This window comes from Gordonia heveisoli, from assembly GCF_030315745.1.
GTDB lineage: Bacteria > Actinomycetota > Actinomycetes > Mycobacteriales > Mycobacteriaceae > Gordonia.
Genome location: NZ_JASXSH010000002.1, coordinates 299,579 through 326,245, shown reverse-complemented (window position 1 = coordinate 326,245; position 26,667 = coordinate 299,579). Strand labels below are relative to the sequence as shown.

Annotated in this window: 29 protein-coding genes; 14 read left to right on the top strand and 15 right to left on the bottom strand. The window is 67.2% G+C overall.

Features of this window, described 5'->3' with window-relative positions; all coding sequences use genetic code 11:
* Positions 1–25: 25 nt before the first annotated feature.
* The 3 genes from QSJ18_RS03200 to QSJ18_RS03190 all read right to left on the bottom strand — a co-directional run bounded on the left by QSJ18_RS03200 (position 26) and on the right by QSJ18_RS03190 (position 2,212).
* Positions 26–376, bottom strand: coding sequence for a hypothetical protein (locus QSJ18_RS03200; protein ID WP_286324771.1), 351 nt, complete (start codon positions 374–376; stop codon positions 26–28).
* On the bottom strand, positions 373–1,524 hold the full coding sequence (locus QSJ18_RS03195; protein ID WP_286324770.1) for a DUF222 domain-containing protein: 1,152 nt from the start codon (positions 1,522–1,524) through the stop codon (positions 373–375). Before QSJ18_RS03195 ends, QSJ18_RS03200 begins: the two co-directional genes overlap by 4 nt.
* A 250-nt stretch (positions 1,525–1,774) precedes the next feature.
* Positions 1,775–2,212, bottom strand: a complete 438-nt coding sequence (locus tag QSJ18_RS03190; protein WP_286324769.1) for a carboxymuconolactone decarboxylase family protein — start codon at positions 2,210–2,212, stop codon at positions 1,775–1,777.
* A 97-nt stretch (positions 2,213–2,309) separates the two neighbouring features.
* Here QSJ18_RS03190 and QSJ18_RS03185 point away from each other — a divergent pair, with 97 nt between their 5' ends.
* The 7 genes from QSJ18_RS03185 (at position 2,310) to QSJ18_RS03155 (ending at position 9,497) form a co-directional block, all read left to right on the top strand.
* Positions 2,310–2,735 (top strand): MarR family winged helix-turn-helix transcriptional regulator, encoded by a 426-nt coding sequence (locus tag QSJ18_RS03185; RefSeq protein WP_286324768.1) that lies wholly within the window; start codon positions 2,310–2,312, stop codon positions 2,733–2,735.
* 91 nt (positions 2,736–2,826) lie between these two features.
* Positions 2,827–4,140, top strand: coding sequence for an MFS transporter (locus QSJ18_RS03180; protein WP_286324767.1), 1,314 nt, complete (start codon positions 2,827–2,829; stop codon positions 4,138–4,140).
* Between the two features lie 12 nt (positions 4,141–4,152).
* Positions 4,153–5,109 carry a pseudouridine synthase gene (locus tag QSJ18_RS03175; RefSeq protein WP_286324766.1) on the top strand — a complete coding sequence of 319 codons (957 nt, stop codon included), beginning with the start codon at positions 4,153–4,155 and terminating at the stop codon, positions 5,107–5,109.
* Positions 5,110–5,240: 131 nt separating this feature from the next.
* On the top strand, positions 5,241–5,678 hold the full coding sequence (locus QSJ18_RS03170; protein ID WP_286324765.1) for a VOC family protein: 438 nt from the start codon (positions 5,241–5,243) through the stop codon (positions 5,676–5,678).
* 167 nt (positions 5,679–5,845) lie between these two features.
* The gene (locus QSJ18_RS03165; protein WP_286324842.1) at positions 5,846–6,784 is read left to right on the top strand and encodes a glycoside hydrolase family protein; all 939 of its coding nucleotides are present in this window, start codon (positions 5,846–5,848) and stop codon (positions 6,782–6,784) included.
* A 79-nt stretch (positions 6,785–6,863) separates the two neighbouring features.
* The gene (locus tag QSJ18_RS03160) at positions 6,864–7,814 is read left to right on the top strand and encodes a DUF1254 domain-containing protein (protein WP_286324764.1); all 951 of its coding nucleotides are present in this window, start codon (positions 6,864–6,866) and stop codon (positions 7,812–7,814) included.
* A 48-nt stretch (positions 7,815–7,862) separates the two neighbouring features.
* Positions 7,863–9,497 carry a hypothetical protein gene (locus QSJ18_RS03155; RefSeq protein WP_286324763.1) on the top strand — a complete coding sequence of 545 codons (1,635 nt, stop codon included), beginning with the start codon at positions 7,863–7,865 and terminating at the stop codon, positions 9,495–9,497.
* Between the two features lie 21 nt (positions 9,498–9,518).
* Here the strand turns inward: QSJ18_RS03155 and QSJ18_RS03150 are convergent, their stop codons facing one another.
* From QSJ18_RS03150 to QSJ18_RS03120, 7 genes are all read right to left on the bottom strand, one after another.
* Positions 9,519–10,139 (bottom strand): TetR/AcrR family transcriptional regulator, encoded by a 621-nt coding sequence (locus QSJ18_RS03150; protein WP_286324762.1) that lies wholly within the window; start codon positions 10,137–10,139, stop codon positions 9,519–9,521.
* Positions 10,136–11,344: an NAD(P)/FAD-dependent oxidoreductase gene (locus QSJ18_RS03145; protein ID WP_286324760.1), complete on the bottom strand. Its 1,209-nt coding sequence runs from the start codon at positions 11,342–11,344 to the stop codon at positions 10,136–10,138. The genes QSJ18_RS03150 and QSJ18_RS03145 overlap by 4 nt, the downstream gene beginning before the upstream one ends.
* Positions 11,341–11,520 carry a rubredoxin gene (locus QSJ18_RS03140; protein ID WP_286324759.1) on the bottom strand — a complete coding sequence of 60 codons (180 nt, stop codon included), beginning with the start codon at positions 11,518–11,520 and terminating at the stop codon, positions 11,341–11,343. Before QSJ18_RS03140 ends, QSJ18_RS03145 begins: the two co-directional genes overlap by 4 nt.
* Complete coding sequence (locus QSJ18_RS03135) at positions 11,517–11,684, bottom strand: rubredoxin (RefSeq protein WP_286324758.1); 168 nt, start codon at positions 11,682–11,684, stop codon at positions 11,517–11,519. The genes QSJ18_RS03140 and QSJ18_RS03135 overlap by 4 nt, the downstream gene beginning before the upstream one ends.
* An 8-nt stretch (positions 11,685–11,692) precedes the next feature.
* On the bottom strand, positions 11,693–12,937 hold the full coding sequence (locus QSJ18_RS03130; protein ID WP_286324757.1) for an alkane 1-monooxygenase: 1,245 nt from the start codon (positions 12,935–12,937) through the stop codon (positions 11,693–11,695).
* A 158-nt stretch (positions 12,938–13,095) separates the two neighbouring features.
* Positions 13,096–14,421, bottom strand: a complete 1,326-nt coding sequence (locus QSJ18_RS03125) for a diacylglycerol/lipid kinase family protein (RefSeq protein WP_286324755.1) — start codon at positions 14,419–14,421, stop codon at positions 13,096–13,098.
* A complete protein-coding gene (locus QSJ18_RS03120; protein WP_286324754.1) occupies positions 14,418–14,885 on the bottom strand; it encodes a PNPOx family protein in 468 nt (155 codons plus the stop codon). The genes QSJ18_RS03125 and QSJ18_RS03120 overlap by 4 nt, the downstream gene beginning before the upstream one ends.
* 49 nt (positions 14,886–14,934) lie before the next feature.
* Between QSJ18_RS03120 and QSJ18_RS03115 the strand changes: the two genes are divergently transcribed.
* From QSJ18_RS03115 to QSJ18_RS03100, 4 genes are all read left to right on the top strand, one after another.
* Entirely contained in the window at positions 14,935–15,492 is a 558-nt protein-coding gene (locus QSJ18_RS03115; protein WP_286324752.1) for a hypothetical protein, read from the top strand.
* Positions 15,493–15,572: 80 nt separating this feature from the next.
* Complete coding sequence (locus tag QSJ18_RS03110) at positions 15,573–16,055, top strand: GNAT family N-acetyltransferase (RefSeq protein ID WP_286324751.1); 483 nt, start codon at positions 15,573–15,575, stop codon at positions 16,053–16,055.
* Positions 16,056–16,152: 97 nt separating this feature from the next.
* Complete coding sequence (locus QSJ18_RS03105; RefSeq protein ID WP_286324750.1) at positions 16,153–16,653, top strand: GAF domain-containing protein; 501 nt, start codon at positions 16,153–16,155, stop codon at positions 16,651–16,653.
* A gap of 70 nt (positions 16,654–16,723) precedes the next feature.
* Complete coding sequence (locus QSJ18_RS03100; protein WP_286324749.1) at positions 16,724–17,998, top strand: MFS transporter; 1,275 nt, start codon at positions 16,724–16,726, stop codon at positions 17,996–17,998.
* Here the strand turns inward: QSJ18_RS03100 and QSJ18_RS03095 are convergent.
* Complete coding sequence (locus QSJ18_RS03095; protein WP_286324747.1) at positions 17,995–18,591, bottom strand: TetR/AcrR family transcriptional regulator; 597 nt, start codon at positions 18,589–18,591, stop codon at positions 17,995–17,997. The genes QSJ18_RS03100 and QSJ18_RS03095 overlap by 4 nt on opposite strands.
* 133 nt (positions 18,592–18,724) lie before the next feature.
* Here QSJ18_RS03095 and QSJ18_RS03090 point away from each other — a divergent pair, with 133 nt between their 5' ends.
* Positions 18,725–19,780: an oxygenase MpaB family protein gene (locus QSJ18_RS03090; protein ID WP_286324841.1), complete on the top strand. Its 1,056-nt coding sequence runs from the start codon at positions 18,725–18,727 to the stop codon at positions 19,778–19,780.
* Between the two features lie 12 nt (positions 19,781–19,792).
* Here the strand turns inward: QSJ18_RS03090 and QSJ18_RS03085 are convergent, their stop codons facing one another.
* Complete coding sequence (locus QSJ18_RS03085) at positions 19,793–20,491, bottom strand: guanylate cyclase (protein WP_286324744.1); 699 nt, start codon at positions 20,489–20,491, stop codon at positions 19,793–19,795.
* 35 nt (positions 20,492–20,526) lie between these two features.
* On the opposite strand from QSJ18_RS03085, the gene QSJ18_RS03080 reads away from it, so the two are divergent.
* Positions 20,527–20,733 carry a hypothetical protein gene (locus QSJ18_RS03080; RefSeq protein WP_286324743.1) on the top strand — a complete coding sequence of 69 codons (207 nt, stop codon included), beginning with the start codon at positions 20,527–20,529 and terminating at the stop codon, positions 20,731–20,733.
* Positions 20,730–21,770, top strand: a complete 1,041-nt coding sequence (locus QSJ18_RS03075; RefSeq protein ID WP_286324742.1) for a PHP domain-containing protein — start codon at positions 20,730–20,732, stop codon at positions 21,768–21,770. The genes QSJ18_RS03080 and QSJ18_RS03075 overlap by 4 nt, the downstream gene beginning before the upstream one ends.
* A gap of 9 nt (positions 21,771–21,779) precedes the next feature.
* Here QSJ18_RS03075 and QSJ18_RS03070 read toward each other — a convergent pair whose 3' ends face one another.
* The 3 genes from QSJ18_RS03070 to QSJ18_RS03060 are packed head-to-tail and all read right to left on the bottom strand — an operon-like array spanning position 21,780 to position 26,613.
* Positions 21,780–23,255 (bottom strand): pyridoxal phosphate-dependent decarboxylase family protein, encoded by a 1,476-nt coding sequence (locus QSJ18_RS03070; protein ID WP_286324741.1) that lies wholly within the window; start codon positions 23,253–23,255, stop codon positions 21,780–21,782.
* Positions 23,252–24,655, bottom strand: a complete 1,404-nt coding sequence (locus QSJ18_RS03065) for an MFS transporter (RefSeq protein ID WP_286324738.1) — start codon at positions 24,653–24,655, stop codon at positions 23,252–23,254. The genes QSJ18_RS03070 and QSJ18_RS03065 overlap by 4 nt, the downstream gene beginning before the upstream one ends.
* Complete coding sequence (locus QSJ18_RS03060) at positions 24,652–26,613, bottom strand: amidohydrolase family protein (protein WP_462475970.1); 1,962 nt, start codon at positions 26,611–26,613, stop codon at positions 24,652–24,654. The genes QSJ18_RS03065 and QSJ18_RS03060 overlap by 4 nt, the downstream gene beginning before the upstream one ends.
* Positions 26,614–26,667: the final 54 nt, after the last annotated feature.

The following is a 26,667-nucleotide window of genomic DNA, read 5'->3' as shown; positions in this document are numbered from 1 at the left end:
ACCAAGCCTTCGAGGCGTACCGCCATCAGAAGGGCGGTTCTTCGCCGGGATTGGTGCGGGTGGATTCGCGTTCGGCCCGGTTACGGCGTCGCAACGCCCGCCGCCGGGCATGTTTGTCCGCCGTGCGCGGTCGACGTCGTCGCGGTACCTCACCATCACCCAGAACCCTCGGCGATGGTGGTGGCTGGGCCACCGCGAACCGCACCCGCTGGAGTCCGGGGAACAGGTCCAGATTGTTTTCCGCCGGACCATCTATCACCACCCCTTCCGGGGTGATCACCTCGATCCGGGTATGCCCGTCTGCATCCAGATACTGATCATCAACCCAATCGCCGAACGTCTTGAGTAGATGATGAAACCGGCACTTGACGTTCATGCCTTCCGGGCTGGTCCGCCCACCGGCAGCCGGATCATCATGGTCGTATTCGGTGACGTGATCACCATCAGCCTTCCACGCCGACCGCGTGCAGCCGGGTACCGTGCAAAAACCGTCCCGAATCTTGAGGAAGGTGTCCAACGCGGTCGACGGCCGATACGGATCCGAGCGCAGATGCGGCGGTAGCGGGTGGTCGGCGTCATCTCCACCCAACGGCCGCAGCACAGTGTCGTCGCGGGCCACGATCTGCTGGACGTGTTCCCCGGAGATGACTCCGACCCGTCCACAAAACCAGGACGGTTCGCCTCGCCGGCGACGGTGCCCGCATCGGCCACCACATGCACCATCACCCGCGCATGAACACCCCGATAGTGCACCGGCTCAGGAATCTGGGCGTCGCAGTCGGCGCGATCGCACTCACAGATGAATGGTTCACCGGAGAGCAGGGCGAACATGGCATCCGATTCCCGGGCCGGCTTACGTCGTCGGTCGTTCCGGCAGGCGGTGGCAGCCAACCGCACGACGGCGTCGTGGGAGATGCGGGCATTCTCCGCCGACATCGATACCCCCAGATGTGCCATCCCACCCTCAGCCGAGGTGATCCACGTACCCCGATCGGCCAGGGCGGCGTCACGTTTGCGGCGGACCGCGTCCGGATCATGGCGGAACACAATCCGATCCACCATCGTCCGCAACCCCGCCACCGACCAGCCCCCACGTGCGCGACGTAGCCGGTCGGCGATCCCCGCATCCACCACCGACATATGCTCACCATCGACCAGATCGGTGCGGGTCACGATCGCCGCGAACTGATAGCCGGCGATCAGACCGTCCCGCAAACACGCCCCCACCGCGGGGAGGCGATCACGCATCGCCAACCCGGCCGCCAACAACCGTTCCGCCGCGCACTGGGTGATATGACGACTGACCGCGATACGTGCCGCGACCTGAATGGTGGTGTCCAACAAACGCGTATCCGCATCGACGTCGACCCCGACAGCCATCTCGTCGGCCAACACCGCATCATGCAGCTCACCGATCAGCCGATACGACAGCCACTGCGCGAACGCCTCGGCCTGCGCACACACCGACAAACCCGCCACACCCGCCGCCGCCGAGTCGGCCGGCACCATCACCGTCTTGGTCACCGCCGGCGCCACACACGCCCACCGCACCACCCCCGACTCAACAGCACCCGACTCAACAGCACCCGACTCGACTGATTCGACTTCCGACATCAACACCCACCCCACGATCTGATCGAACGTATGTGCTAACACTAGCCCGCACATCCGACAAGATCGGGACCACAACTCGGGTCTGTGGATGAATGGTCGTGGGGGATGGGTGCTGATCTGTCGTCAAATGTGTTGTGAGAGTGTTGGGTTCACGAGAGTGTCACGGCGCGACCGGGTAGTGGCTGCGAATCGCGATGCGGTTCCAGGAGTTCATGACGATCGCGAGCCAGCTGATTGCCGAGACCTGTTCGTCGGTCAGGGCGCCGTTATCCCATTCGTGACGGTCGGGAACCGGAAGATGCGTCACGTCCTCGGCTAGGGCCAGTGCGGCCTGCTCTTGCGTGGAGAAGTACTGCGACTCGCGCCAGGCAACCACGACCGCAAGTCGATCGGTCGACTCCCCGCCGGCGATCGCGTCGCGTGTGTGCATCCGCAGACAGAAGGCGCAGCCGTTGATCTGTGAGACGCGAATCTTCACCAACTCGCCGAGTTTCGGGTCGAGGCCCGCATCGGCCATCGCCTGGTCGGCCGCCTGGCTTAGTGCGACCACCTTCTCGTAGAGCGGGGTGTGCAGCTTGCTGAGGTTCACGGTGGTCATCGTCGTCGCCTTCCGGTGGGGGGCTAGTTCTTTCAGGCTAGAGTTCGTCCGCCCACATTTGTATGCGCTAGGTATATAACTGTGTTATGTTTTTGTGGTGACGGACCTCAGCACCCTTCTCAGTGACCTCGTGATCGCGGGCCAGCGACTCACGCGTCTTGCTGTGTCGGAGACGGGGGAACGTACCTCGCCGCTGACGTTTCTGACCCTGTCGGCGCTGACCGACCACGGACCCATGCGGACCGGCGACCTCGCGGCCCACGGACGCGTCACACAGCCCGCGATGACGCGCCTCCTCGCCACGCTCGCCGACCAGGGGTGGGTGCGGCGGGTCGCCGACGCCGACGCGCGGGCATCGCGTTTCGAGGTGACCGAAGAGGGCATCGCGATGCAGAAGCAGTGGCATCGGCGGCTCGGTGATGCACTCGAGCCCCGGTTCCAAGCCCTGTCCGACGAGGACATTCAGGCCCTCGCGCGGGCTGTTGCCGTCGTGAACGCCCAGCTCGACCATTCGGTCAGCTGATCCAGACCTGGTGGGTAGCCGCCCACCGACATTCCTGCCGACTGCGCATGCCGTGGCCGACGTGTTCCCAGCCCGACGAAAGGGCATGCGCATGACGCTGACGGATATCGCCGCCGGTGATCGCGACGTACACGATCACCAGATAGTCGAAGAGAAGACTTCCCTGTTTCACCAGTTGATTGCGGTGTGGGCCGTCGCATTCGCGTCCATGGTCGCCTTCATGGGCATCGGTCTGGTCGGGCCGATTCTGCCCACCATCTCCGAGGATCTCAACGCCACCGCGACACAGACGTCATTCCTGTTCACCAGCTACCTCGCGGTGACCGCGGTGATGATGTTCTTCACCAGTTGGCTCTCCGGCCGATTCGGTACGCGCACGGTCATGCTCGTGGGCCTCGCCGTGATCGTGGTGGCCGCGATCGGATGTGCACTGTCGTCGACGGTCGTCGGTGTCATCGCCTTCCGCGCACTCTGGGGACTCGGTAACGCCCTGTTCCTGTCGACCGCGCTGGCGTCGATCATCTCCGCATCGAAAGGTTCTGCCGGACAAGCGATCATCCTCTACGAGGCGGCACTCGGCATCGGCTTGGCCGTGGGCCCGCTGGTCGGTGGTCTGCTTGGTGAGATCGACTGGGTCTTCGCCTTCTGGGGTACCGCAAGCCTGATGGCGGTCGGCTTCGTCGCGATCATCACCTTCGTTCGTGGCGCCGGTCGGTCAGACGGCCCGATCCGGATCTCGGCACCGTTCAAGGCGCTGACCATCCCGTCGTTGCTGATCCTGAGTGTCGTCGCCTTCTTCTATAACTCCTCCTTCTTCGTCACCTTGGCCTATGTTCCGTATCCGCTGGGTCTGCCGGCCGTCGGTATCGGACTGGTCATGACCGGCTTCGGTATTGGTCTCGCGGTGACGAGTATCGTGATCGCCCCGCGTCTGACCTCCCGTGTCGCACCACTGCACGTGCTGTGGATGGGGCTGGTCGTCTTCGCCGCGACCCATGCTGCGGCAGCGTTTTCCAGTGGTGTTCTGCCCCTGCTGATCGTCTTCGTGGTCTTGCTCGGCTTCGAGATCGGACTGCTCAACACCGTGCTCACCGAAGCGGTCATGGAGGCAACCGACCTGCCTCGTCCGGTGGCCTCCTCCGCGTATTCAGGTGTCCGCTTCTTCGGCGGTGCGATCGGCGCGCCGGTCGGGACATCGTTGGCCGCATTCGGTGTCGGCGCCCCGCTCCTGTTCGCCGGGGCACGGCCGTGGTCGGTGCGATCCTGTTGCTGTGCTTCTTCGGGTATCTCACCCGCAAGAGCCACGTGGTGCACGAGACGCCACTCCAGGAGGCGGAGATCATCACCCTCGGCGACGAGTAGACGCCGGATGGTTGTGGCGGGGCCACCGACTGTGCGCCGATGAGATGATGGCGCAATGCCGATGCCACCGCCGCTACCCGTCAGGAACGGCGTGGGGCCGACCCGATTGCGTGTCCCGGACGCTGGGCCGTGGGCGACGATCGCCGACTATGTGATCGCGCGCTTTGATCACCTCGACCCCGACGACCTGCGTCGACGATTCGACACCGGGGAGATCGTCGACGGTGACGGCAGGCCGATCGCCGTCGACGCGCCGCTCGGTCAACATCTCTTCCTCTGGTACTACCGTGACCTGCCCGACGAGGCGCCGATGCCGTTCCATGAGGAGATCGTGCATGTCGACGACGACCTCGTGGTGATCGACAAACCGCATTTTCTGCCGACCACGCCGGGTGGGCGATATCTTCGGGAATCGGCTCTGGTGCGACTGCGCCTCCGGCTCGACAACCCGGATCTGACGCCGATCCATCGTCTGGACCGCCTGACCGCCGGGTTGGTCATGTTCTCGGCGCGGCCGCAGACTCGCGGGGCGTATCAGTCGTTGTTCGAACGGCGCCGGGTCAGCAAGGTGTACGAAGCGGTCTCGGCGCTCCCGCCCGATTGGGATCGGCAGCGGCCCACCATTGCGGGACAAGGATTTCCGGTGCTTTACCGCAATCACATCGATGCGCGTCGGGGTGAGCTGCGCGTGCGGGTCGACGGCGATCGGGAACCCAACGCCGAGACGCTGATCGAGCTGCGGGGGACTGGGATCAGCACTGCCGGAAGGTCGGTGATCCACACGACATTGCGTCCCCACACCGGGAAAACCCATCAGCTTCGAGTTCACCTGTCCGCGTTGGGTATCGGGATCTTGGGCGACCGCTGGTACCCCGACCTTCAGTCGGAGGGGCCAGACGATCCCGACCTCGCTCTCCAATTGCTGGCGCGACAACTGGACTTCGTCGATCCGTTGACCGGCTCTGCCCGACGATTCGTGACCGGTCGGACACTGAGCGAAGCGCCCGGGTAGGACTGAGCGAAGCGCCCGGGTAGGACTGATCGAAGCGCCCGCATAGTCCCCAAACATGACGACTGGTCGATCTTCTCGCCGTAGGCGTGTCACAACCATCTGTGACCCGCGTCCGTCGATATCGTCGGGACATGGCGATCAAGCTGGAGAATGTCGGCATCGCGGTACGTGATCTGGAGGCGGCGATCGCCTTCTTCGTGGATCTCGGTCTCACCGTCACCGGCCGGGACACGGTCAGCGGTGATTGGACCGACACGGCTGTCGGGCTCGATGGCAACCATGCCCGGATCGCGATGCTCCAGACCCCCGATGGGCATGGTTGTCTGGAGCTCTTCGAGTACATCCACCCGACGGCCATCGAATCGGCGCCCGTGCGTCCCAACGAGATCGGTATGCATCGGGTCGCTTTCTCGGTCGACGACATCGACGAGGCGCTTGCCGTGGCCGCCCGGCACGGCTGTCATCCGCTGCGCGGGGTGGCGAACTACCGGGACGTCTACAAGCTGACCTACCTCCGAGGCCCCAGCGACATCCTGGTGATGCTCGCCGAGGACCTGACGAAGAACTGACGGGGGATGTCGCGGGCCGACAGCCGGGACGTGGTCGGCGGGGGATATGTCGCCACCTATCGGTAACGATTTGGTCCGCTCGGGGTGAAAGTCGCGCGGTGCGTCGCGTTCTCGGTGACACTGCATCGGTGAAGCGTTCGGGTCGAGTCGGTTTGTGCGCCCTGTTGATGGTGATCCTCGCTGCCGCCGGCACGCTGGTCGCGGTGCCGGGCCGCAGCGGCGCGGCACCACCGCAGTGGCGGTACACACTGGTCGCGTTCAGTAACGCGAGTGCCCGCGACATGGACGTCTATCAGTCCACCGACGGCACCGACTGGGAGGTCTTGCGCAAGGCGGCGTACCGGCCACCTGCCGGACTGGTGCGTGATCCCAGCATCTTCCGACACTCCGACGGGAACTATTACGTCGCCTATACGACGGGTAACGGTGCGAATGTCGGCATCGCGCGCAGCCGTGACCGCATCCACTGGACGCACGTCATCGACTGGCCGGTGCCGCTGTGCTGCGCGTTTCTGCCGGGCAGCGGTGACGGCAGGGGGTTCGGGTCGTCGAGCGGGCCGGGTTCGTCGGGGTCGGCGGGTTCGAGTGACGGTCCGTCGTTGTCCCCATTCACCACCAAGGCGTGGGCGCCGGAATGGTTCGTCGACGGAGGTCGGGTGAACCTGCTGCTGTCGCTGTCCACCGGCGGCGGTTTCACGCCCTACGTGATGACGGCACTTGAACCGGGACTGCGGTTGTGGTCCCTACCCATCCCGTTGAACGGCATCATCGCCGACCACATCGACACGACGGTGGTCAAGATCGGTGCCACCTATCATGCCTTCACCAAGAACGAGACCCGCAAAGTCATCCAGCATGCCGTCGCGCCGGCGTTGATCGGCCCGTACCGCTATGTCGCACCAGGGAATTGGGGAATGCTGGTCGAAGGTCCGGCCCTGGTTCAGCTGCCCAACGGGGTATGGCGGATGTACCTCGACGCCTACCGGCAGGGGGAGTATCGCTACTCCGACAGTGCCGACGGGCTGCGGACGTGGTCGGCGGTGAAGACCGACCCGTACTTGTCCGGGCGGGTCAGACACATCGGCATCATGCGTGAACCTGCCTGACTCCTTCCGCGGAGCTGGATGCACACCCGTGATGGATCATTGCCCGACGTGGTGTCGATCGTGATGCGATGATGCGTCCATGACGATTCCGGTGAATGCTGACAATTTTGTCCGAGCCGAGACGCATCGGATGTTCGCCGACATCCAGGCCGACGCCGGCGGGATCGGGGTGTTCCGGCACAACCGGGAGCCGGCCCGCATCGACGAGCAGACGGTGATCCGGCTCAACCGCGACACCCTGTACAGCTTCGCCATCGTCGACCTGGCCGAACCGGTCCGACTGTCCCTGCCCGAGGCCGGTGACCGGTACGTGTCGGCGATGATCGTCAACGAGGATCATTACATCAACTCCGTGATCCACGATGCCGGTGATCACGTCATCACTCGCGATGAGCAAGGGTCACGGTATGTCCTTGTCGGCGTGCGGATCTTGGTCGACCCCGTCGATCCGGCCGATATCGCGGCAGTGTCGGCGTTGCAAGACCAGATCAGCATCACCGCCGGCTCCGGCGAGTCCTTCGTCATGCCCGACTACGACATCGCCGGACTCGACGCGACGAGGCACCTGCTGCTCGGCTTGGCCGCCGGTCTCACCAACTTCGACCACTCCTTCGGCCGCGCCGACGAGGTCCGACCGGTGCGTCACCTGATCGCCTGTGCGGCGGGTTGGGGTGGTCTGCCGACGTCGGAGGCCGCCTATGTCGGCGTCGATCCGAAGGTGCCGCCGGGTGACTATGACCTGGTGTTCTCCGACGTTCCCGTCGATGCGTTCTGGTCGGTGTCGGTGTACAACGCCGACGGCTTCTTCGAGCCGAACGCGCACGATCTGTACACGGTCAACAGCGTCACCGGGGCGCGCGAGCAGGACGGGTCGACGGTGGTGCGGTTTGTGGCCGACGCCGACGGAGACCTGCCGCCCAACGCGATCCTCACCCCGCCGGGGTGGAACTACCTGATCCGCCTGTACCGCCCGCATCCGGAGATCCTGACCGGCCGGTGGATGCCGCCGGAGCTGCGTCCGCGCGGCTGAACCGGCCGAAGCCGACCGCGTGACGGGGCGCCGTGGCATAGTGCTCAGGTGTTCGTCTCCACAACCCGCCGGCCACGGGTCCTCGCCGCTGCCGTCGCCATCCTGACCTCGGCGGCCGTCCTCATCGGACTGCCCCCGGGTGACGCCGATGCCGGCCCCGCCGGGTGCGTCCCCTTCGGTACCGCGCAGCTCCCGCCGGGTGCGCCGTCCACCGGAGACCGGACCGGACTGAACGATTTCACGCCCTACCGTGGTGCACTCGCGCCCGCCCGGGTCGACCTGCGCACCGAACGCACCCAGTTCAACCGGTACTGGGAGTTCGCGCTCGCGGACGGGCACCTGCTGACCCGGCCCCGGCAGGCCGCATCCGGCTGGCGGATCGTGCGCCTGCCGTCCTGCCTGGACGGGAGGCTCACCGCGATTTCGCTCGACGACGACGAACTGGTCGGCATCGACCGGGCCGGCTGGATCTACACCATGGACAACGTGACACATGCTCCGCGGCTGTGGAATTGGACGTCGGCGTGGGGTGCGATGCTGTGGATGGCACCGGGACGTAAGCTGCCCGACCGTCGCACCGGGGGATGGGCGCTGAGCGTCACCTCGCCGACTGCGAACCGCGTGTACGCCGACATCGCCGGCCGGCTGCATCCGAGCGGACAGGCGAAGATGACGATGATCCCGGCGCTCACCGGCGACGGCAGCCGCATCACCTACGCCGACCCCTGGCTGCCCAACGACAACAGCTATGAGATCGGCAGCCCGCTTGGCGGCCGGTTCCGGTCGGTGTCCTTGTCGGCGGCAGCCTCGACCACCTTCGTCATGAATCGTTACGGCGACATGTTCACGCGGACCTTCGACTTCGACTCCTCCGGTTCGGATTCGGTGTTCTTCCGCTACAGCTGGGAACCGCAGACCGGAAAGCCGAGTGCCACCGACCTGAACGAGGAGACCTGGGACCGGAGCAAGGCTGCGGTGCAACTGCCCGCACCGGATTGGACACGGCAGCCGAAGATACCCGGCGAGATCACCTCGGCCATCACGGTGATCTCTGCGGGTCCGGGGGCGGAGAACCGCGAGTTGCGTGTCGAGGGCCGCGACGGTGGTCGGACCGGATTCTGGCGCAAGCACATCCGGGATTCGGCGTGGACATTCGTGCCGACCGGATCGCCGCTGCAAGGGCGGCTCCTGCCGAACTCAACGTCCGACCGGTCGGCCGACACCCTCGCCCCGCCGAAGCCATGGCATCTGTCGGGACCGCTGCCGTCGCGGACCGCGGCGATCGACGGTCGAACACTCATCGACATCGGCCTGCCTTACAGCGTGGTCGACCCGCGATTGCTGGATCTGGTCGGGCTGCATGCCGCACCGTCGGGATATCGGTTGGTGGTCAACCACTTCGATCCCGCGGTAACCACCCGTACCGCGGTCGTCGTCGCGCCCACCGGCGAGCGGATCCCGGTGTTACTGCACACCGCCGACGGCATGCGGATGACGCCCGGACATGTCGGACTCACCGCGACACCCCGACATCTGGTGGGGGCCATCGAGATTGCGCCGGAGGACTTCGCCAGGCGCAGCGCGGATCCGGTGTTGACGAGGTTCGTGGAGTCGTGGATGCGCGGCAAGTCGATCGCCGCGATCACGCTGAGCGCCACCGACCATGACCTGGTGGTTCGCTGAGGTTCGGGTGGGACGTGCGGCTCAGACGCTGACGTCGGTCGGGGTCAGACCGCGGGCCGCGTCGATGGCAGGTGCCATCACACCCGCCAGGTCGGCCGCCACATCGACGCCGGGTTCCGGGGGCATCGCCACATAGCTGATCGCCATCCGGGCGATCGCCGACGCGAGCGGTGCGGCCGATTCCGGTGACAGGCTCACCCAGGTCGTGGTGAGGGTCTTGGTCAGGGCATCGGCGGCGGTGGCGATCACGGGAGCGGCGTCGGTGGTGATCAGCCTCAGCAGATCGGCATTCGCCTCGCCGGCCAGTAGTGAGCGGATCAGCGGGTCCTCGGCACTCCGGGTGAAGAAGACCGTGAACGCATCGTGCATGGCGCCCTGCACGTCGTTGGTATTCGCGGCGAAGGCGGTATGCACCTGGGCGGTGAAATCGGCCGCGATGCGCAGGGCGTACGCCTGAGCCAGCCCGTAGCGGGAACCGAATTCGTTGTAGACGGTCTGTCGGCTCACCCCGGCGGCCTTCGCCACCTGCGCCATCGTGATCGCCGACCAGTCGCGATCGTCGAGGAGATCGCGCAACGCATCGAGCAGGGAATTGCGGAGCAATGCCTTGCTGGCCTGCGCGTAGGTCGGACGGTCGGTCATCCCGACAAGCTTATCGGCTCACCTTGCCTGGCCGCGGCCACGGTGTCGGCGATTTCTGCCCGGTAGCGTCGGCCGTCGGCGGGGCGGCCGACGCTGACCGCGCCGATGAGCCCGTCGCCTGCATACACCCGCACCCCGGCGTCGAGGTCGGTGAGGGAACCGTCGATGACGATCCGGTCGCCTGCGGTCGGCCATCCCGCGATCTGGATGTTGATGCCGTACTGCACTGTCCAAGCCAACGGAATCGGCAGCGCCGGTATCTCGACGGCCGCACCCAGATCGCGCATGATCGTCGCGGCGGCGACCTTGCCCTGTTCGGCCGCGGTCATCCACTGCTCGCAATGACGGGGCTGCCCGGTCAGCGGATGCGGCGGTGCGGCCACATCGCCGGCGGCGTAGACGCGCTCCGCGGAGGTGCGCAACTGTGCGTCGGTGTGGATGCCGTCGGGTCCGACCTCGATGCCGGCGCGTGCGGCGAGTCCGGTGTTCGGCGTGATGCCCAGCGCGGCGACGACGAATCCGTGTGCTGCCGTGTCGAACCCGTCGCCGTCGACGCGGTCGGCGTCGGCCGAGGTGACCACCGCCCTGGTGTGCACACTCACCCCATGGTGGCGGTGTTGCGCGGTGAGCAGATCGGCCACCGGTGCGGGTAGGACCCGGCTCATCGGCCGGTCCTGCGCTTCGAGCACGGTGACATCGCCGCCGGCCGTCGCCGCAGAGGCAGCCAGTTCGGATCCGATCAATCCGCCGCCGATCACGATCAGCGGCTGTCCCGACCGGAGGGCCGCACCGATGGCGACGGCGTCGGCGCGGGTCCGCAGGGTTGCGACCCCGGGGGACATCCACGGAAACCGGAGCGGGGTACCGCCGGTGGCGAGAATCAGTGCGTCGTACCCGATGTCCTCACCGTCGGCGACGATCTGTCGCCGACCGGGGTCGATGGCGGTGATCTCGGTGCCGGTCCGGATGACGATGTCGCGGTCCCACCAGAAGTCGCGTTTACGTAAGGTCAGGGTTTCGGCCGACAGATCGGCCGAAGCCAGGTTCTTCGACAGTGCGGTGCGGCGGTAGGGCAGGTCGGGTTCTTCGCCGATGAGGGTGATCGGTCCGGTGAATCCACTGGTGCGCAGCGCCTCCGCCGCCGTCATCCCGGCGATGCCGGTGCCGATCACCACGACCCGTCCGGCCGGTGAGGTGAAGGTCATGGCCGGGCGACCTCGACCATCTCGAAATCTGCTTTGGCAGCACCACAGTCGGGGCAGCTCCAGTCATCGGGGATGTCTGCCCAGCGGGTGCCGGGTTCGATGCCGTCCTCGGGCCAGCCGAGGGCCTCGTCGTATTCGAATCCGCATTGGACGCAACGGAACAGTTTGTAGTTCATGACGGAACTCCTTCGAAGTCGATCTTCTCGCGTACGCCGCAGTCGGGGCAGGGCCAGTCGTCGGGGATCTCCGCCCAGGGCGTGCCGGGCGGAAAACCCTCACGTGGTGCGCCCGCGGTCTCGTTGTAGACGTAATCGCAGACCGGGCAACGGTAGTCGGACATGCTGGCTCCTAGACGTTGTCGGCGGCGGGGGAGACACCGTGACGGCTCAGTATCCGGTCCCGTTTGGTCGGGGCGATATTCACCTGGGTGATGTCGCCGTCATAGTGATCGAGCACTCGCTGGTCCATCACCTTGCGCCACAGCGGCGGGAAGTAGGCGAGCGTGATCATGCTGGCGTAACCCGATGGCAGATTGGGTGCGCCGTCGAAGCTGCGCAGGGTCTGATAGCGACGCGTGGGATTCGCGTGGTGATCGCTATGGCGTTGCAGGTGGTACAGGAAGATGTTGGTGCAGATGTGATCGGAGTTCCAACTGTGTTGTGGGGTGCAGCGTTCGTATCGGCCACTGGCGGTCTTCTGCCGTAGCAGCCCATAGTGTTCGAGGTAGTTCACGGTCTCCAGGAGGGAGAAGCCGTAGACGGCCTGAATCAGCAGGTAGGGCAGGATCTCCCAGCCGAAGATCGCGGTCAACGCCCCCCACAGCACGATCGACATCGCCCACGCGTTGAGCACGTCGTTGCTCGGATGCCAGAACGACTTATCCGACCGCTCAAGGCGTTTGCGCTCCAACTCGATCGACGAGGTCAGGCTGCCCCACACACTTCGGGGCAGAAAGCGCCAGAAGGACTCGCCGAACCGGGAGGTCGCAGGATCCTCGGGTGTGGCCACCCGGACGTGATGGCCGCGGTTGTGCTCGATGTAGAAGTGGCCGTAGAAGGTCTGTGCCAGTGTCACCTTCGACAACCAGCGCTCCAACTCGTCCTTCTTGTGACCGAGTTCGTGTGCCGTGTTGATGCCGATACCACCCATCACCGCGATCGACAGTGCCACGCCGATCTTCGACACGACGCTCAACCCGCCGTCGACACCCAGCCAGGAGAGGTCGTCGGTCGTCCACAGGTAGCAGGCATAGATGAGGCTGGCGAACTGGAACGGGATGAAGGCGTAGATGCAATAGCGGTAGTACTTGTCGTTCTCCAGCTGTTCCATCAGCTCCTCGGGCGGGTTGTCGCCGTCGGGGCCGAAGAAGACGTCCAGCGCGGGCAGGATGACGAACAGCAGTAGCGGGCCGATCCACCACCACACCGGAGAGATGTGTTGCAGCCCATGGCCGATGGCGTTCATGGCGGCGACGAATCCGGTGGCGATGAAGATCGCGGTCGGCGGAATGAGGCCAAGTAGCCACAGATGTCGTTTGCGGTCACGCCACTCCGCGGCCGGAACGGCCGAGCGTGAGTGCATCGGGGTGCTCATGGGACCTCCTGGGCAGAGCTTGATGTGCCGTACATCACTGGACAATATACCCAAGTACGTCTGATGTCTATACAAATCAGTCTGTATGTAAAGACCACGATGGCGGAATGCCCCTGGGAGATGAGTCGGGCTGGGGCGGCGCGGGTGAGCTGGGAGTGCTAGACCGGCATCGGCCGACCGCGCGCCACGTCGACCAGCGCGCTGACCGGGATGCCGCGAGCGCGGCGCCGGGCTCGCACGAGACCGGTGCCTGCGGGGACGAGAATGCGCAGGCCTCCGGGATGGATACGAAAGTCCAGTGGGGTGTCGAAGTCCAACGCCTCGCCGTCCACGCCGGCTGCGACGCGACCGCTGCGGGCCCGGACCTGGAATTCGGTTGCGGTGAACTCATGCCAGTACGGGCTGGTGCGCCGGAGCCCGACGGCCGAGCGCGCCATCAGTGCGGCCGCCTCGGCGGCCGTGGAAGCGGAGACCGCGACGACACCCAGTCGGCCGGTCTCCAGCGACGGGCGGTCGACCGCTTCCAGCGAGGCGGTGGTGGTGTATGGGTTGTTCGACACCAGGACGAGGTAGGCGCCGTCGATCTCGCGGCCGTCCGGGTCGGTGAACTGGATGTCGAAGGAACTGGCCTCCCGTCCGAGGAGATTGGGTAGTTCGTCGGCGAAGGTCTTGGTCTTGTCGCCGCGATAGGAGTCCTTCTGCACGATCTCGGCGTACACCCCGAGTGAGGTGTTGTTCACGAAGAGCCGGCCGTTGGCGGTCGCATAGTCGACGCGATGTTCGATGCCGTCGGTGAAGGCGCTCAACGTCTTTCGCGGATCGTCGCGATCGAGGCCGAGGTCCAGGGCGAAATGATTGCGGGTGCCCGCGGTCACGCATACAAAGGGTATGTCGTGGTCGATCGCGATCGAGGCGACGAGTGCCTGGGAGCCGTCGCCGCCGGCCATACCGAGACAGTCCGCCCCGCGCTCGATGGCGTCACGGGCCAACTGGGCCAGGTCGTCGTCGGGGCCGAGGACGATCGTCTCGACGCCGATCTCGCGTGCGGCGCCGACCAGATCGAAGCGTTCCACCTTGCCGTCGCCGGACTTCGGATTGCAGATCAGGACCGGCCGGCGGGGGATGTGAGCGGCGCGCCGCTGGTCCAGCGCATGCAACTCGGGGACCAGCGCCTGCCGTGCGCACGCCGTGGCGAGTGCGAAGGGGATGACCGCGACGGCCACCCGGAGGATCAGGGCGCCGGGACCGGAGACGGCGTCGGCCAGCGCGGAGATGGTGATCGCGAGTCCGGCGAACAGGATCAGCACGCCACCGGCACGACGGAGACGGCGTTCGGTCACCACCCACCATGCGCCCGCGCCGGCGACCGCGATGCCCAACAGGCCGAACGCCACGTCGACTCCATTGCGAATGGTGAAGATGAGCACGATGGCCACGCAGGCGGCAGCGCTGATCAGGGCCACTACCGCGAGAATCCTGTTCATCGCGGTGCGACCAGAAATGTACGGGCCCCGGCCTGCCACATCGCGTGCAGGTCGTCCGGTTCGGGGTTGCCGGCCTCATCGGTCCGGATGTGACCGAACTCGGCGAACCGTGGATTCTTCCGGCAGATCTCGGTCAGATGGGCGATCACGGTGGCCTCGTCGGTGAAGACCTCGACATCGGCCGGACGGCGCGTCCCCAGCAGTCGGACCTCGATCGGGACCCCGGGCCGCAGATTCTTGCCCCAGGCGAAGCCGGTGCTGATGAGTAGTCGACCGTCGTGGTCGACGTAGGCGACCGGCACGGTGTACGCACGCCCGGTGCGCGCGCCGGGAAAATAGAGGGTGACCAGCCGCCGGCCGATGCCGCGGCTGACGCCGGGAGTCGCCAGGAGGGTGCGGACGAGGCGGTTCGCTGCGGTCTGGAATCGCATCTTCTGTAGTTGCGGGATCGCGGAGTCGTCCATCAGCGGATTTTACCCAGGTCACCACGGATAACGTGCGACGATCGCGGGTATGGACCGGGCAGCCGTGATCGCGGTGGAATCGCAACGTCTCGCCGATGCGTGTGCGCGGGCCGATCCCGGGACGCGGTGTCCGACGTGTCCGGACTGGACACCGGCTGATCTCTTGTGGCACTTGGTGAATGTGCATCTGTTCTGGGGCGAGATCGTGCGTCGACGCATCATCGATGCGGCCGAACTGCCCGCCGGTGTCGGAGTATCCGCATTGGAGTCTGGTGTCGCCGAAGGTGTCGTCGATCATGCCGTGGACGTCATGTGGGGATGGTTGCCCGGCGACGCGAGCTACCGTGCCGAAGCGGTCGTGGAGTTCGTCGCCGCCGACGTCGATCGACGGTGGCTCGTCGAATGTGGTTCCTGGGCCAAGGATTCCGATGGCGAGCGGTTTCCACGGGCGGTGCGGGCGTCCACCGGGACGCCGGCCGCGACGGTGACCGCGGAGGTCGACGACCTCGCCCGGTGGGCGTGGACGCGAGGGGAGACCGTCGCCATCACCGGCGACGAATCGGCGATCGCCGCGCTGACCGAGGTCGTCGGCGCAGGTATCGGATAGCGGTCGCGGCCGCCGACGACGGCGCAAATCTGCTCGCGTCGGGGACAGCTGTGGCGCTAGCCTGCTGTTCGGAAAGTCGAATGGGGGGACAGGTGGATATCCGACGGTTGGGCGTCGCCGACGCCGGGGAGATGCTGACGCTTCAGCGGGCCGCATACGTCAGCGAGGCGCGGCTGCACGACGATCTCGATCTGCCGGCCCTCACCCAGACGATGGCCGAGCTGGAGGCGGAGCTGTCCGAGGAGTCGGTGACCGCATGGGGTATCCGCGACGGCGGCAGACTGGTAGCCGCCATGCGAATTCGTGCGCGCCGCAACGTCGCCGAGGTAGGACGGGTAACGGTGGTGCCGGACCGGCAGGGCGGTAGCCTCGGCTCGTCGTTGTTGCGCATCGTCGATACGGTGGCCGACGATGACGTCGACCGGATCGAGTTGTTCACCGGGTCGAAGAGTGCGGCGAACATTCGGCTCTATCGCAGGCTCGGCTTCGCCGAATGCAGGCGCGAGTCCATCGGCCCCTACGATCTGGTGTTCCTCACTCGGCCCCGCATCCCGGCCGACTGATTCGGCGCTCCCGTTCGGTCGACGGGCCTTTCGTTCGGTATGCGCGCAAACCGGTAGCGGCACCGGATCTCCGGTGGCGTATCGGCATACTGGACCGATGAGCTTCGACATCCGGGACGTGGCCGGCGTCGACTGGTCCGAGCGGGCCGACGAGGGGTATGCGGCGCTGATCGAGTCGGCGCGGGCCCTGGTTGCGGGAGAATCCGATCTGATCGCCAACGCGGCGAACCTCTCGTCGCTCGTGTACCACGCGCTACCGCGGCTGAACTGGGTTGGCTTCTACCTGTACGACGGGACCGAACTGGTCGTCGGACCGTTCCAGGGCAAGCCGGCGTGCGTGCGGATTCCGCTCGATCGCGGCGTCTGCGGTGCGGCAGCGCGGACCCGGTCCACGCAGCGTGTACCCGACGTCCATGCCGTACCCGACCACATCGCCTGTGACTCCGAATCCCGCTCGGAACTGGTGGTACCGCTGGTGCGGGATGGCGAGTTGATCGGCGTCTTCGACCTCGACAGCCCCGTCCCGGACAGATTCGGTGACGCCGATCAGTCCGGACTGGAGGCCATCGCGGCGGTGCTGGTCGACGCGGTGGCCTGACCGCCGCGGTGGACTCGACAGCGCGCGGGTGCCGACGCACCCCGACACGCCCATCTGCGACGATGGCCGCATGAACTTCGCGAACCGGACGGCGCCGATCGCCGCCGGGACCGTGGTGGTGCTGTCCGCCCTGTATTTCGCGCAAGGGCTTCCCTTCGGCTTCTTCACCCAGGCCGTGCCGGTCATCCTGCGACGCTCCGGTTTCGGGTTGACCGAGATCAGTGCGACCGGCGTGCTCTTCGCGCCATGGGCACTGAAATTCATCTGGGCGCCCTTCGTCGACCGCTACGGAACACGCAGGCAGTGGCTGCTGTGGATGCAGTTCGGCTCCGCTGCCGTGGCGCTCGGGCTGGCCTGCCTGAATCTGTCGTCGACGCTGACCTGGTTGTTCATCGGCATCGCCGTCGTCAACCTGCTCTCGGCGACGCAGGATGTCGCGACCGACGGACTGGCTGTCCAACTGCTCGCTCCGTCGCAGCGCGGCGTCGGTAACGGGATTCAGGTGGGCGCCTACCGAATCGGGATGATCGTCGGCGGCGGCGGGCTGCTATGGCTGCTGTCGCTCGCCGGGTGGCGTGCGATGTTCGTCGCGATGGCGGCACTGATGCTTCTCGCCACCGTGCCGGTCTGGTGGATGCGCGCGGGCACGTCGATCCGCGGTGCGCGACGCGACCGGGGTGACGGTTCGGTGCGCGAGACCGCGAGCGAATGGCTGCGCCGGTTGCGTCGGCCTGGCATGGTCGCCTTCATCCTGATCATCGGTGCATTCAAGTTCGGTGACTCGATGGGGTCGGCGCATGTGGGCTCGTTCATGGTCGACGCCGGACTGACCGACGGACAGATCGCGCTCGTCAAGGGCGCGCTGTCCTCGGTGGGGGCGCTGGGCGGCGCCGCCATCGGCGGCTGGCTGGCCTACCGGTTCGGGCGACGCAACGCGCTGCTGTACGGCGGCATCGCGCAGACCCTGAGCCTCGGGCTGTACGTCGTATGTGCGGCAGGCGCCGGGGGATTCGGGCTGATCGTCGTCGCCAGCCTGGCCGAGCACATCCTCGGTGGTGCGGCGACGGTTGCGGTGTTCACGCTGATGATGGATGCGACGCAGGCCGATCATGCGGGCAGCGACTACACCCTGGCGGCCTGCGCTGTGGTGATCGTACAGGGAGTCGCCGGGGTGGTCGGCGGCATCGTCGGCGACCTGTTCGGCTTCGGCGCGCTGTTTGCCGCCAGTGCAGTGCTTTCCGCGGTGGGTTGCGCGGTGCTGGTCGCCGGCCTCGATCGCGGCGTCGGACCTGCCGAGATCCGACGATATGCGCGCGCGGTCGGGGAGAACGCGCCGAACAGCTAGCGGGGACCCAGCAAGACGCGGACCGCGACGTCGACGATGGCGTCGAGATCGTCTCCGAGGTTGCCTGCAAGCCACTGCTGGGCCAGTTCGGCCATCGATCCGGTGAACATCGCGGCGCGGACCGCGGAGGCGATCGAGTCGCCGTCACGCGTGCGATTCTCGGTGACCGATGCTTCCCGCAGCATGTCCTGGGTAGCGGCACGACGCTGTGCCAGAACCGGATTGGCGCGCGCCTCGGTGAACAGCACCCGACCGCGCCGAGGGTCGGCGGACCCGAAGTCGAGGACCGCGCGAATTCCGGCGCGGGTGCGTGCGCGTACCGAGTCGTGCGCGTCGGCGATCGCCGCGGTGACCACCGTGGTCAGCTCGGCGGACGTACGGTCGTAGACGGCGCCGAGCAGGGCGTCGGTGTCGGCGAAACTCTCGTAGAAGTAGCGTGAGTTGAATTCGCATGCACGACAGACGGATCGGACGGAAAGCGCGGCTTCGCCGTCGGTGCCGAAGATGTCGAAACCGGCATCGATAAGACGGGCGCGGCGTTCGGCTCGTCGGTCGGCCAGCGGTACGCCGGCCCATCTGGTGGGGCTGGACACGATCCTCAGCATACGGCTGTCGACAATCGTGAACGGATATTTGGTGACAGGTGTTCCCAGAATGATCTATTCTGGGTACACCTGTCACCACACGGGAGGGTGTGTCATGTCGCTGTCTGTTGACCTGCTGTCGATGTCGCCGGTGCGGATCCCGAAGATCGATGCGGTACGGATTCCGAAACTGCCCGCGGTGCCGATCGGCCTGCCACACCAGGTCATCGGGAGATGGCTCAACGACCGATTCGACGAGAACATCCGAACCAAGTTCTTCCGCGGGATGGATTTCGAGAATCCGGCTGGAGATCCGGGCTGGTTCGGCCCCGACAGTGCCACCTGGTACGTCCACTCGCATACCCCGGCATTGCTGTTCGGGTTGCAGTGCGCGTCGTACCTGGAGCGACTGGACCCCAGTATCTACTGGATGGGCATGCACCATTCACGGCTGGTGACCAGGGCGGACTCGCCTGATGCGCCGGTCCGGGTGGACCCGGAGGGTGCGAATATCCGGCTCGGGCACTCGCTCGCCTTCTTCATGGGTACGGCCTATGGCTCGACCGAGACCGCTGAACGTCTCGCACGGACGGTGCGCGCGATGCATCACACGATCAAGGGTGTGCGGCCCGACGGGTTGGCCTATGACGCCGACGATCCGGCGTGGCTGCGCTGGAACTATGCGACCGTCGTCTGGGGTATCGCCACCGCACACGAGATCTACCACCCGAAGCCGTTGCGGGGTGATGATCTGGAACGGTACTACCGCGAGTTCGTCCGGGTCGGTCACGCGCTCGGTGGTACGGATCTGCCGGAGACCAAGGCCGACACCCTGGAGTGCCTCAAGGAGTATCTGCCCAAACTCGGCCTGACCTACGGTAACGCCGCCGCCACCGGCAGCAACATCACCAATCCCGCTCAGGCGGCGGTGGATTGGGCCATCCGGGACACGATGCCGACGTGGGCCGCCAAACTTGTCCTCCATCAGCGTCCGAATCCCGTCGAACGTCGCGCCCGGCGCAGTGCCGTATGGGCGGCCATCAACGGTGTGCACCTCAGCATGGGCGAAGCTCCCGAATTCGCGGCGGCGCGGCGCCGGGTCGCGGCCGGGACGACGGTCCCGCACACCCTCCCGACCTACGTGCTCGGAACCGATCCCGAACTCGATCGTGACGAGGTCGAGGCTGCGTTCAGTTAGCCGGCGTACAGGTCAGAGCTTTACCTCGACCTCGTCGGCGAGGCGGAAATCGGCGACCAGGGGTAGGCGGTCGCCGCTCCAGAATCGGCCAGGGTCAAACCAGTTGGAGTGTTTGCCCGCGTCGATCAGCCCCATGTCGGCATAGGTGATCGCGACGACCTCGGCACAGTAGGCGGCCTCCAGGCCGGGGGCGTGTTCCTGTCGCCGGGACTGTCGTTCGCGCGCCTTCCGCTCCAGCACCGGGATACCACGGACGACGTCGACACTGGTCGGGATCCGGCCGCGGAACCAGCGGGTGGCCAGCCGGGCCGTCGACGGGAACGGTGTCCCGTCGAGCCGGGCGATCGCGCGCAACAGGGCATCCTCCTGCGCGGCCGTGACATCGGGACTCAGCTGCCGGATCCAGCAGCGCTGGTCATACTTGATCATCCACTGCTCCACGGCCTCTCGGGCGTAGTGGAGTTGGACCCCGCGGTGATGATCGCCGGTCCAGACATCGAGAAGTTTGTCGCCGAGTTCGGCATGCCACATCAACGGAGGTAGGTCATCGACGGCGACAGTCATCGCGACATGGTTCACCGGCGAGTTGGTGAGCGTACGGATCGCGCGGTCGGGACCGGAATGCCCGCGAAACAGCCAGATGTCGCCGGTGCGCGTCGAATCGAGCGCTTCGTCGAGGCTGATGGCGCCGGTCGCGCGTCGTGGATCCACGGATGCAGAGTAGTCCACCGACTACCCTGATGGGCATGCGTAGCGTGTGGAAATGGCTGGGTTTGGCCGGGGCGGTCGGGGTTGCCGCCGGTGGTGCGGTGGTTGCCCGCGACCAGCGGAAGAGGACTTCCTACAGCGCCGACGATGTGCGCGGTCGACTGCATGAGCGGCTGGCCGCGGCGCAGGCCGCTGATGAGGCCGCAGGTGAGGCGGCATCCACGGGGGACCAGCGACAACCATGAGAACCTTCGATCCGCTTGTGCCGCCCACCGATCCGGTGACGGCCCTGACGCGGATCGCGTGGTTACTCGAACGCACCCGGGCGAATTCTTACCGGGTGGAGGCCTTCCGGCGTGCGGCCGTCGCGGCGTCGGAGCTCGGTCCTGCCGAACTCGGCCACCGGGCGGCCTCGGGCAGCCTCACCGAGATCCGCGGGATCGGCGCGCGCACGGCGTCGGTCATCACCGCGGCGCTGCGCGGCGAGATGCCGGAGTATCTGGCCGACCTGCAGCGTGACCAGCAACCCCTGACCAGTGGTGGTGAGCGGCTCGCCGAACAGATCGTCGGCGACCTGCACGCGCACACCGACTGGAGTGACGGCGGGGCACCGCTGACCGAGATGCTGGACGCGGCAGCGGCATTGGGGCACCGATGGCTGGCGGTCACCGACCATTCGCCACGGCTGACGGTCGCCAACGGACTCAGCGCCGAGCGACTGACCCGGCAGATGGACACCATTGCGGCACTCGACGAATCGGATGTCGGGTTGACCGTATTGACCGGCATCGAGGTGGACATCCTCGACGACGGGACCCTCGATCAGGACCGCACGCTGCTCGACCGACTGGATGTGGTGACGGCGTCGGTGCACTCGAAACTCCGTATGGACGAGCCATCGATGACCCGGCGGCTGCTCGCCGCTGTCACCGATCCGCGGGTGAATGTGCTGGGCCACTGCACCGGCCGACTGATCACCGGTGGTCGGGGCACCCGGCCGCAGTCTCGTTTCGACGCCGCCGAGGTGTTCGCAGCCTGCGCGGCATCGGGTACCGCGGTGGAGATCAATTCTCGTCCCGAGCGGGTCGATCCGCCCGACGACCTCCTGGTCCTGGCCCGCGACGCCGGCTGCCTGTTCGCCATCGACTCCGACGCCCACGCCCCCGGACAGTTGGAGTTCAAGTCGCTCGGAGCCGAACGTGCCGACCGTCTGGGGATCGACGTCGATCGAATAGTCACCACCTGGCCGGTCGACCGCGTGCTGGCCTGGGTCGCGCATTGAGCCGTGGGCTCACGGGTTGGTGAAGGCGGCCAGGAACTCGGTCAGCATCTTCGCGGTGACAGGGCGGGGGAGGGTGTGCACGGCGGCGATGATCGCGGCCATGTCCAGCGGGCCGCCGCGTGCGTGGGGATCGATCCCGGCGGCGACCAGCGCGGCTTCGGTGGCCTCACTCGGCAGAGCCAGTACATCGGCGACGGCGAGTGTTCCGTCGGCGAAGGCGGCGGCCAGATCAGACAGGGCGGCAGGAGGTTTCGCGGCGGCTTGGCCACGCACCGCGTCCGCGGCGCGGCGACAGGCGTCGACGAGATCGGTGCGCACGGTAGCCGTGACCGGGGTCACCGTGAGGTGGGTGGTCGCAGGCAGATCCGTCCCGTCGGGCTGGGTGTAAGCAGGCTGCATCTGGAGCGTGAAGCCCCGCTCGGCGACGGCCGCTGCCCACCGGTGCGGATCGACGGGTACGTCGGCGGTGGGGTCGGCGGCGACCGCGAACACCGGCCCGGTCGGTGAGCCGACGACGCGCAGTCCGTCGATCGCGTCGACGGCCGCGATCAGCGACTGCGACGCGTCGCGGGTGGCGGCCACCAACTCGGCGAATCCGTCGGTGCCCAGGAAGCGGGTGATCGCCCAGGACGACGCGATGCCTGCGGCGGACCGCGAACCGAGCAGCGTCGGATTGACCACCGGATAGCCCGGCCAATCGGTGGTGGAGAAGTACTGGGCGCGATGCCGATCGCGGTCGGTGTGCAGCAGCAGCGAGGCGCCCTTGGGGGTGTAGCCGTACTTGTGGAGGTCGGCCGAGAGACTGGTGACCCCGGCCACCCGGAAATCCCAGGCCGGGGTGTCCGCACCCCACCAGGGCAGCGCGAAACCGCCCAGGCAGGCGTCGACGTGCAGCGCGATGCCCCGTTCGCCCGCGATGCGGCCGAATGCCTCGATCGGGTCGATGCAGCCGGTCGGATAGTTGGGTGCGGAGGCGACGAGGAGGAAGGTGTCGTCGCAGATCGCGGCGGCGACGGATTCGGGTGTCGGAACGGAGGTCTGCGGGTTCACGCTGAGTCGGATCGCGCGGACACCGAGCAGGTTCGCCGCCTTGGTGAACGCCGCATGGGCGGTGGAGGGCAGCACGACTGATCCGGTCCCGGGTGCAAGGCCGGCGGCGTCGCGGGCCGCCTTGACCGCGAGGATGCAGCTCTCGGTGCCGCCCGAGGTCACCGTCCCGACCGCGTGGGCTGCGTGGAAGATGTTGCGCCCGAAAGTGATCAGCTCACGCTCCATCGCCGCCACCGATTCGAAGACGGTCGGGTCCAGTGCGTTCACCGGCTGGACGCGGGCGATCGCGGCGGCCGCCAGGTCGTCGAGTTCGGACCGGCCGGCGTCGTAGACGTAGGCGAGGATGCGGCCGCCATGGGTGGGGGCGTCCGCGGCGCGGAGGTCGTCGAGTTCGGCGAGGATCTCGGCCGCCGATCGCTGTGGTGGGGTGGTCATGGACGGGATCCCTTCGTGACCGGACGCTGCGGCACGGCGTCGGGGGCGGATTCGGGGGCGGTGCGCGTCGGCGGATGCAGGCCGAAGCCGCGGATGAGGATGACCACCCCGGTGGCCACGAGCAGCGCCGGTACGGCGGAGAATCCGGTGACGATGCCGACGAGGGCGGTGGTGGGCTGGTCGGCGTGCTCGTCGCCGGTGGACGAGACGAAACCGGTCGCGCCCAGGATGCCGAGGAACGCGGCGGGGCCGATGGCCAGGCCCACCGTCTCACCAGCCGTCCACAATCCCGACATGGCGCCACCGCGATCCTCGCCGGCCTGCGCCGAATATTCGTCGATGACGTCGGGGAGCAGCGCGAGCGGGAAGGTCTGCATACCCGCGTACCCGACGCCGGCGACGGCCACCGCGGCCAACATCCAACCGCCGGGTCCGGCGGCGGCGGGCAGGAGCGCCGCGGAGCCGACGATGAAGAAGGCGGAGGCGGCGAGCAGCCCACGTTCCTTGCCGTACCTGTGCCCGAACCGATACCAGGCGGGCATCACCACGATCGCCGGTGCGACCAGCGCGACGAACAGAAGCGTGAGTGCCCCCGAGTCGTCGAGGACGTAGGTGGCGACATACTGGGCCGCGGCCAGCATGACCGCGCTGGCCAACGCTTGGACCACGTAGACGGCGAGCAAGGCGCGGAACCGGCGACTGGTGCGCCAGGCCTGCACGGCATGCCGGTATCCGTGTTCGGCGGCTCCCTCGGCCCGCTCGGCGGTGCCGGAACGGCGGGCCGCGCCGAGGGTGGCCGCGAGCATGCCGCCGGAGATCACCACGCCCGCGGCCACCGCCATCACGAGATAACCCGCGGTGCCGCCGATCGCATCTCGGATGGCGGGGGCGCCCGCACCGACGAGCAAGATGGTCACCGCGAGCACCGCGATCCGGGCGGCGACCAGACGGGTCCGTTCGTGGTAGTCACCGGTCAGTTCGGCGGGCAACGCCACGTAGGGCACCTGAAACAGCGCGTACGCGACCGCGGCGAGGGAGAAGAACACGAGCACCCAGATCGCGCCGACCCACTCGGGCCAACCGGGGCGGGCGCAGAAGGTCAGCACGAACAGCGGGGCGAGTGCGACGGCGCCGACCAACATGCCGCCGCTGCGTCGACCGCGGGTCCGGCGTGCGTGATCGCTGCGGGTGCCGATGAGTGGATTGACGGCTATGTCGATGAGTTTGGGGAGCAGGACGACGGCCGCCGCGACCAGTGCGGCGACGCCGAGTGTGTCGGTCAGGTAGTAGGCGAGGACCAGCCCGGGTAGTACGCCGAAACCGCCGGTGCCGACACTGCCCGCGGCATAGGCCGCGAACACCGGCCGCCGAACCCGTGCCGGGGGTTCGCCTGCACTCATCGAGATCCTTCCACCCGCTCCCACATCCGGACGTAGGCCTCGGCGGCGGCGAACAGATCGCCGACGAGTCGCGGGCCGTCCGCACCGGCCTGCACGCGCAGGCTCTCGATCCAATCAGGAAGTAGTCCGTAATGGGCGGTTCCATCGCGATTGACGTCGAAGACCCGGCGGCCGGTCACCTGCCGCCAGATCCGGGTGCGGCCATCAGCGGCGAGGAAGGGGTAGACGACGGGTGTGCGCGTGGCGGACGGGCGCGGGTGGGCCTGTTTGCCCAGCCCGCCCATATCCGGTCCGAACCCCACTCCGAAGTAGAACCGGGGATCGCGCTGGGCGCGCAGGATCCGCCACGCGGACAGGAAGTCTGGTGGCAGGTCGCCGTGGCGGCCGACCTCACCGGGCTCGGCTTCGGCGGGGGTGGCGAACAGGCCGACCGCGCCACCCGCGGTGAGGATGCGCCGGTAGTTCGTCTTGTCGGTCCAGCTGTGTGACGACACGACTCCCGGATAGTGGTGTGCGGCAATGATGTCGAGGACCCGGGTGGCAGATTTGACGCTCAGGTGGTCGACGTCGACGATCATGCGTCGCGCGATGATCGCGCGCACCGTGTACTCGCCGAGGGCGGTCAATCCCCGGACGTTGCAGGCGTTACGGGGATAGCCGACGACGGGGTTGTCGTGCTGGTCGGTGGGGCACGGCTGGGTCACCCACGGATGTCCGGTGGACAGTTGCTGCCCGGCGTTGACCGCGACACCGGTGGCGCCCTGATCAAACCGGGTGCCGCCGAGCGCGTTGTCGAATTTATGGGTCAGGATCACCTGCCGGATCCCCAGGGCACGCAATTCGTCGAGCCCACGGTCGATGGCTGCGCGGTCACAGGCGGCGGGCCGGCCGGGGGCACCCTCGCGGCATCCGAACGGTTCGGCGACCTCGATGCCGAGGGTGACGGCGAGTTTGCCCGCGGCGACGACTCGGCGGGCCTGCGCCGCGGTGGTCACGATGCGCAGGAACCCGCGGCCGGGACCGCCGGCCTGCGCGTCGATGTAGTCGCGCAGACCGAGCAGCATGCGGTGCTGGATGCGGATCGATTCCATCTCGTCGCACGGCTGATCGCGTAGCGGGTAGTTCTCGCAGAGCACGCGGTTCTGGACGTAGTAGTTGTCGATCATGCGCAGGCCGGACCGCCACGCGCGCTCGATCCAGCGGTAGTACGTCTGCTCGTGGGTCAGGGAATCCCAGCGCGGCCAGTCGCGGAAGGTCGGCCAACCCACGGTGTCGTGTGGTCCCGGTCGGCTGAGGACCTGTTCGCCGACCGCGAGGACGCCGTCGCGACCGTGGTCGGGACAGTCCCGCAGGGCGACGGTGACCCCGAGTGGGCTATAGGGCGCGCCGCAATGGAATTCGCCGCCGAGGAACTGTTCGGACATCAGGTGGGCGTGGGAATCGACGAATCCGCGCAGGTTGCCGTCACCGTCGACACCGGTGAACGGTGCGCCGTCCACATCGAGTTCGGCATCCGGAAAGTTCCGGCATCCGGTGGCCGCTCGCGATTGCACCCCGTGGAGTTCGACGGCGCCCGATCGCAGGGTGATGCCCGCGGCCGAACCGGTCGCGGCCCAGATGGATCGCGAGGTCGGCCTCGGCTCCACCGCAACCGATCCGCGTGGACCGGCACTGAGCAGCCGCGCGTCCGTGCCGTAGAACAGGAACCGCCCCAGGCCCGCGGCCCGCACGCGGAACGGACCCGAGCCGGTACCGAGCGGACCACCCTGGTGAGACAGGGCGACGCAGCGCCCCGCCAGGGCGTTGACCTCGGCGGTGGTGGTTGGGGTCGCGTCGGCGGCCGGAGAATGCATCGCGCCCGTCAGCAGTGCGAGCGCGGCGAGTAGCGGTAGCGCCACTCGGGTGACGGGTCGCCGGAATCCGGCGCCCGGCGACGTCCTGTGTACCCCCACCCGCATTGGGGGAAGGTTGCCAGATATCCGCCGGTGCCGGGGAGTTTGGCTCACGATGAG

Excerpts from the sequence above, each read along its gene's own strand:
- QSJ18_RS03200 (WP_286324771.1), bottom strand. The coding sequence starts at position 376 with ATGAACGTCAAGTGCCGGTTTCATCATCTACTCAAGACGTTCGGCGAT.
- QSJ18_RS03190 (WP_286324769.1), bottom strand. The coding sequence starts at position 2,212 with ATGACCACCGTGAACCTCAGCAAGCTGCACACCCCGCTCTACGAGAAG.
- QSJ18_RS03180 (WP_286324767.1), top strand. The coding sequence starts at position 2,827 with ATGACGCTGACGGATATCGCCGCCGGTGATCGCGACGTACACGATCAC.
- QSJ18_RS03175 (WP_286324766.1), top strand. The coding sequence starts at position 4,153 with ATGCCGATGCCACCGCCGCTACCCGTCAGGAACGGCGTGGGGCCGACC.
- QSJ18_RS03170 (WP_286324765.1), top strand. The coding sequence starts at position 5,241 with ATGGCGATCAAGCTGGAGAATGTCGGCATCGCGGTACGTGATCTGGAG.
- QSJ18_RS03165 (WP_286324842.1), top strand. The coding sequence starts at position 5,846 with ATGGTGATCCTCGCTGCCGCCGGCACGCTGGTCGCGGTGCCGGGCCGC.
- QSJ18_RS03160 (WP_286324764.1), top strand. The coding sequence starts at position 6,864 with ATGACGATTCCGGTGAATGCTGACAATTTTGTCCGAGCCGAGACGCAT.
- QSJ18_RS03150 (WP_286324762.1), bottom strand. The coding sequence starts at position 10,139 with ATGACCGACCGTCCGACCTACGCGCAGGCCAGCAAGGCATTGCTCCGC.
- QSJ18_RS03145 (WP_286324760.1), bottom strand. The coding sequence starts at position 11,344 with ATGACCTTCACCTCACCGGCCGGACGGGTCGTGGTGATCGGCACCGGC.
- QSJ18_RS03140 (WP_286324759.1), bottom strand. The coding sequence starts at position 11,520 with ATGAACTACAAACTGTTCCGTTGCGTCCAATGCGGATTCGAATACGAC.
- QSJ18_RS03135 (WP_286324758.1), bottom strand. The coding sequence starts at position 11,684 with ATGTCCGACTACCGTTGCCCGGTCTGCGATTACGTCTACAACGAGACC.
- QSJ18_RS03130 (WP_286324757.1), bottom strand. The coding sequence starts at position 12,937 with ATGAGCACCCCGATGCACTCACGCTCGGCCGTTCCGGCCGCGGAGTGG.
- QSJ18_RS03125 (WP_286324755.1), bottom strand. The coding sequence starts at position 14,421 with ATGAACAGGATTCTCGCGGTAGTGGCCCTGATCAGCGCTGCCGCCTGC.
- QSJ18_RS03120 (WP_286324754.1), bottom strand. The coding sequence starts at position 14,885 with ATGGACGACTCCGCGATCCCGCAACTACAGAAGATGCGATTCCAGACC.
- QSJ18_RS03115 (WP_286324752.1), top strand. The coding sequence starts at position 14,935 with ATGGACCGGGCAGCCGTGATCGCGGTGGAATCGCAACGTCTCGCCGAT.
- QSJ18_RS03110 (WP_286324751.1), top strand. The coding sequence starts at position 15,573 with ATGGGGGGACAGGTGGATATCCGACGGTTGGGCGTCGCCGACGCCGGG.
- QSJ18_RS03105 (WP_286324750.1), top strand. The coding sequence starts at position 16,153 with ATGAGCTTCGACATCCGGGACGTGGCCGGCGTCGACTGGTCCGAGCGG.
- QSJ18_RS03100 (WP_286324749.1), top strand. The coding sequence starts at position 16,724 with ATGAACTTCGCGAACCGGACGGCGCCGATCGCCGCCGGGACCGTGGTG.
- QSJ18_RS03090 (WP_286324841.1), top strand. The coding sequence starts at position 18,725 with ATGTCGCCGGTGCGGATCCCGAAGATCGATGCGGTACGGATTCCGAAA.
- QSJ18_RS03080 (WP_286324743.1), top strand. The coding sequence starts at position 20,527 with ATGCGTAGCGTGTGGAAATGGCTGGGTTTGGCCGGGGCGGTCGGGGTT.
- QSJ18_RS03075 (WP_286324742.1), top strand. The coding sequence starts at position 20,730 with ATGAGAACCTTCGATCCGCTTGTGCCGCCCACCGATCCGGTGACGGCC.
- QSJ18_RS03070 (WP_286324741.1), bottom strand. The coding sequence starts at position 23,255 with ATGACCACCCCACCACAGCGATCGGCGGCCGAGATCCTCGCCGAACTC.
- QSJ18_RS03065 (WP_286324738.1), bottom strand. The coding sequence starts at position 24,655 with ATGAGTGCAGGCGAACCCCCGGCACGGGTTCGGCGGCCGGTGTTCGCG.
- QSJ18_RS03060 (WP_462475970.1), bottom strand. The coding sequence starts at position 26,613 with ATGCGGGTGGGGGTACACAGGACGTCGCCGGGCGCCGGATTCCGGCGA.